Source organism: Gilvimarinus sp. 1_MG-2023 (assembly GCF_030548285.1).
Genome location: NZ_JAUOSC010000410.1, coordinates 1 through 356, shown reverse-complemented (window position 1 = coordinate 356; position 356 = coordinate 1). Strand labels below are relative to the sequence as shown.

The 356-nt window shown below is 50.0% G+C and carries 1 protein-coding gene; it reads right to left on the bottom strand.

Translation table 11 applies throughout. From position 1 onward, the window contains the following. Positions 1-32 precede the first annotated feature (32 nt). Positions 33-356 (bottom strand): sensor histidine kinase (locus tag Q4563_RS17400; protein ID WP_303605394.1); only part of this gene is annotated, 324 nt, incomplete at its 5' end.

The window sequence follows — 356 nt, the reverse complement described above, 5'->3', positions numbered from 1 at the left end:
GTATCGGTCATTGAACAGCTTCTTTGTTATTGTCAGGGAACAGCCAAAGGCAATTGCAGGGTAAAGCGGGCACCGGTTTCAGCCCCATCACGACTGATGTTCTCAGCATGAATATCCCCGTGTTGCTGTTGCACAATCTCATACACAATCGACAACCCGAGACCAACGCCTTTACCCACTTCCTTGGTGGTGAACCAGGGGCTGAACAGATGCTCCATAACCGCATCATCCAAACCACCGCCATTATCTTCCACCACCAACTGAATATGACTGGCTGTTGCACTTAACTCAACCCGAATCCGGGGCGATGCGGTTTTTTCCAAGGCCTCCATGGCATTTTTCAGCAGATTGGAAAC